The organism is Streptomyces phyllanthi (assembly GCF_009377205.1).
GTDB lineage: Bacteria > Actinomycetota > Actinomycetes > Streptomycetales > Streptomycetaceae > Streptomyces > Streptomyces phyllanthi.
Genome location: NZ_VJZE01000683.1, coordinates 1 through 3,476, shown reverse-complemented (window position 1 = coordinate 3,476; position 3,476 = coordinate 1). Strand labels below are relative to the sequence as shown.

Genomic DNA, 3,476 nt, shown 5'->3' with positions numbered 1-3,476 from the left:
CGGGTGGGCGGGGCTCATTCGGTGATCGTCCCTCTCAGATAGCCGGCTGCGTGACGAGCGCGCTCCAGCACCTCGTCGAGGTCGTCGCCGTAGGTGTTGACATGGCCGACCTTGCGGCCGGGCTTCACGTCCTTGCCGTACATGTGGATCTTGAGCTGGGGGTCGCGTGCCATGCAGTGCAGGTACGCGGAGTACATGTCGGGGAAGTCACCGCCCAGCACGTTCACCATCACGGTCCACGGGGCGCGCGGGCGCGGGTCGCCCAGCGGGAGGTCCAGAACGGCCCGTACGTGGTTGGCGAACTGGGAGGTGATCGCGCCGTCCTGGGTCCAGTGGCCGGAGTTGTGCGGGCGCATGGCCAGCTCGTTGACGAGGACACGGCCGTCGCGGGTCTGGAACAGCTCCACGGCCAGGTGGCCGACCACGCCGAGCTCCTTGGCGATGCGCAGCGCCAGTTCCCCGGCGTACAGGGCGAGTCGCTCGTCGAGGTCCGGGGCGGGGGCGATCACGGTGTCGCACACCCCGTCGACCTGCCGGGACTCCACCACCGGGTACGCGACGGCCTGGCCGTGCGGCGACCGTACGACGTTCGCGGCGAGCTCGCGCACGAAGTCGACCTTCTCCTCGGCGAGCACGGGAACGCCCGCGCGGAAGGGGTCGGCGGCTTCCTCGGCGGACCGTACGACCCATACGCCCTTGCCGTCGTAGCCGCCGCGGACGGTCTTGAGGACGACCGGGAAGCCGTCCCCTTCCGCGGCGAACGCCACGACGTCGGCCGGATCGCTGACGATCCGGTGCCGGGGGCACGGCACGCCGATGGCGTCCAGCCTGGCCCGCATCACGCCCTTGTCCTGGGCGTGCACGAGTGCGTCCGGACCGGGGCGCACGGGGATGCCGTCCGCTTCCAGGGCGCGCAGGTGTTCGGTGGGGACGTGCTCGTGATCGAAGGTGATCACGTCACAGCCACGTGCGAACGCGCGCAGCGTGTCCAGATCGCGATAGTCGCCGATGACGACATCGCTCACGACCTGGGCCGCGGAATCCTGAGGGGTGTCACTGAGGAGCTTGAACCTGATGCCCAGCGGGATGCCCGCCTCGTGTGTCATACGAGCGAGCTGACCCCCACCGACCATGCCGACTACCGGGAATGTCACCCCCCCAGAGTATCGGCCATCGTGAGCGGCCCTGCCGCGGCCGGTTTCCACGGCCTTGACGAAACCTGTCAGCCCGTCCACAGGCATACCCAAGGGCCGCTGGTTAGCATGACCGAGTCGGCGCATTCGAGCGATGGCCGACAACGGACGGACAACTGTTCGAGGACCGTTGAGGACCGTTGAGGTCCGCCGACGGACCGATGACCGGGTTGCCGGCCGAGAAGACCGTGATCACTGACCGAAGCAGACCGTGATTCCGACCGGAGCGACCCGATTCCGGCCGGAGCATCCGACCTACGGGGGCCGTCACACGATGGGCAGTACGACACCGGGACCGCATACGAGGCCCGCCCGCGGGGCCGTACGCCGACAGATCGAGCAGCTCGTGCGCGAGATCGCCAAGTTCGGCGCGGTGGGCGGAGCGGGGCTGCTCGTCAACCTCGGCGTGTTCAACCTGGTACGGCACGTCACCGACCTCCAGGTGGTGCGGGCCAGCGTCATCGCCACGGTCGTCGCGATCGCGTTCAACTATGTCGGCTTCCGGTACTTCACGTACCGCGACCGTGACAAGAGCGGCCGTACGAAGGAGCTGACGCTCTTCCTCCTCTTCAGCGCGGTCGGGCTCGTCATCGAGAACGGTGTCCTGTACACGGCGACCTACGGCTTCGGCTGGGACAGCCCGCTCCAGAGCAACGTCTTCAAGTTCCTCGGCATCGGCATCGCGACCCTGTTCCGCTTCTGGTCCTACCGCACGTGGGTGTTCCGCACCCTGCCGGCGAAGGAGGCGGTCGCAAGTGCCGAATCGTTCCTGGAGGGTGGGCCCGCCCACCGGCCCGTCCTGTCCGGGAGCACGGCGTACGGCAAGGCGGACCGCGGCCGGTAGGCCGGTGAGCCGTCAGAAGGGCCCTAGTGCCCCGGCACTGGCTAGCGGACCGTCCGTCGCTCTCCCCCGGAGAGCGACGGCTTGAGGGGTGTCCGGGACAGGAACAGGCCGAACACCGGCGGCTGGAGCTGGAGCATCTCCAGGCGCCCTCCGTCCGCCTCGGCGAGATCGCGGGCCACGGCCAGCCCGATCCCGGTGGAGTTGCGCCCGCTGATCGCCCGCTCGAAGATCCGCGCCCCCAGATCGGCCGGGACGCCGGGTCCCTCGTCGGTCACCTCGATCACTGCCTGGTTGCCGGTCACCCGCGTACGCAACGCGACGGTCCCGCCTCCGTGCATGAGCGAGTTCTCGATGAGCGCGGCCAGCACCTGGGCGACCGCCCCCGGTGTGGCCACGGCCGTCAGATGCCGCTTGCCCGAGCTGACGATCGCGCGGCCCGCGCTGCGGTAGGCCGACCGCCACTCCTCCAGCTGCTGCTTGATCACCTCGTCGAGGTCGAACGAGACGGCGGAGCCGGTGCGTGGATCGCGGGAGTTGGTCAGCAGCCGCTCCACCACGTCCGTCAGCCGCTCGACCTGCGTCAACGCGATGGTCGCCTCCTCCTTCACCGTGTCCGGGTCGTCGGTGAGCGTGATCTCCTCCAGCCGCATGGAGAGCGCGGTCAGCGGAGTACGGAGCTGGTGGGAGGCGTCGGCGGCCAGGCGGCGCTCGGCCGTGAGCATGCGTGCGATGCGCTCGGCGGAGCCGTCGAGGACGTCCGCGACGCGGTCGAGCTCGGGGACGCCGTACCGCTTGTGACGTGGTCGCGGGTCTCCGGAGCCGAGGCGTTCCGCGGTCTCCGCGAGGTCGGTGAGGGGGGAGGCGAGGCGGTTGGCCTGGCGTACGGCGAGGAGGACGGCCGCGATGACGGCGAGGAGGGCCACCGCGGCGATGATCAGCAGTGTGCGGCCGACCTCGCGGGTCACGGTGGACCGGGGTTCCTGGACCGTGACCGTCTCGCCCTGCTCGCCTTCCCGCTGGGCCTGGATGACGTCGCCGGTGGGGCGTTCGCCGATCTCGATCGGCTTCTGGCCCGGGACCTCGATACGGGCGTACCGCTCGTCTGCGACCTGGTCCCTGAGGATGGCGGCGGTGATCCGCTCGTCACCCAGGATCCGGCTGTCCACGATGCTGGCCAGCTGTACCGCCTCGGAGTCGACGCGCTCCTGGGCGCTGTTGCTGATCGTGCGGGTCTCGACGATCACGAGGGAGACGCCGAAGACGGCGATCACGATGAGGACCACGGCGAGTGTGGACTGGATGAGACGGCGACGCACGGGGCCCTCCGGGCGGGTTGTGCTGGTGGTAGCCAGTGTGCTCTGGGATCGCGCCGGGGTGCTTCTCGCCCCCGCCGCCCCTACCCGTCCCATCCCCAGGGGCTGTGCCCCTTCGACCCCCGG

The 3,476-nt window shown here is 69.9% G+C and carries 3 protein-coding genes; 1 reads left to right on the top strand and 2 read right to left on the bottom strand.

Annotated features, from left to right (window positions below; all coding sequences use genetic code 11):
* Positions 1–14: 14 nt before the first annotated feature.
* The gene (locus FNH04_RS43360; protein WP_322725543.1) at positions 15–1,154 is read right to left on the bottom strand and encodes a 5-(carboxyamino)imidazole ribonucleotide synthase; all 1,140 of its coding nucleotides are present in this window, start codon (positions 1,152–1,154) and stop codon (positions 15–17) included.
* Between the two features lie 313 nt (positions 1,155–1,467).
* Here FNH04_RS43360 and FNH04_RS43355 point away from each other — a divergent pair, with 313 nt between their 5' ends.
* Positions 1,468–2,037: a GtrA family protein gene (locus FNH04_RS43355; protein ID WP_152791730.1), complete on the top strand. Its 570-nt coding sequence runs from the start codon at positions 1,468–1,470 to the stop codon at positions 2,035–2,037.
* 41 nt (positions 2,038–2,078) lie between these two features.
* Here FNH04_RS43355 and FNH04_RS43350 read toward each other — a convergent pair whose 3' ends face one another.
* On the bottom strand, positions 2,079–3,353 hold the full coding sequence (locus tag FNH04_RS43350; protein ID WP_322725542.1) for an ATP-binding protein: 1,275 nt from the start codon (positions 3,351–3,353) through the stop codon (positions 2,079–2,081).
* Positions 3,354–3,476: the final 123 nt, after the last annotated feature.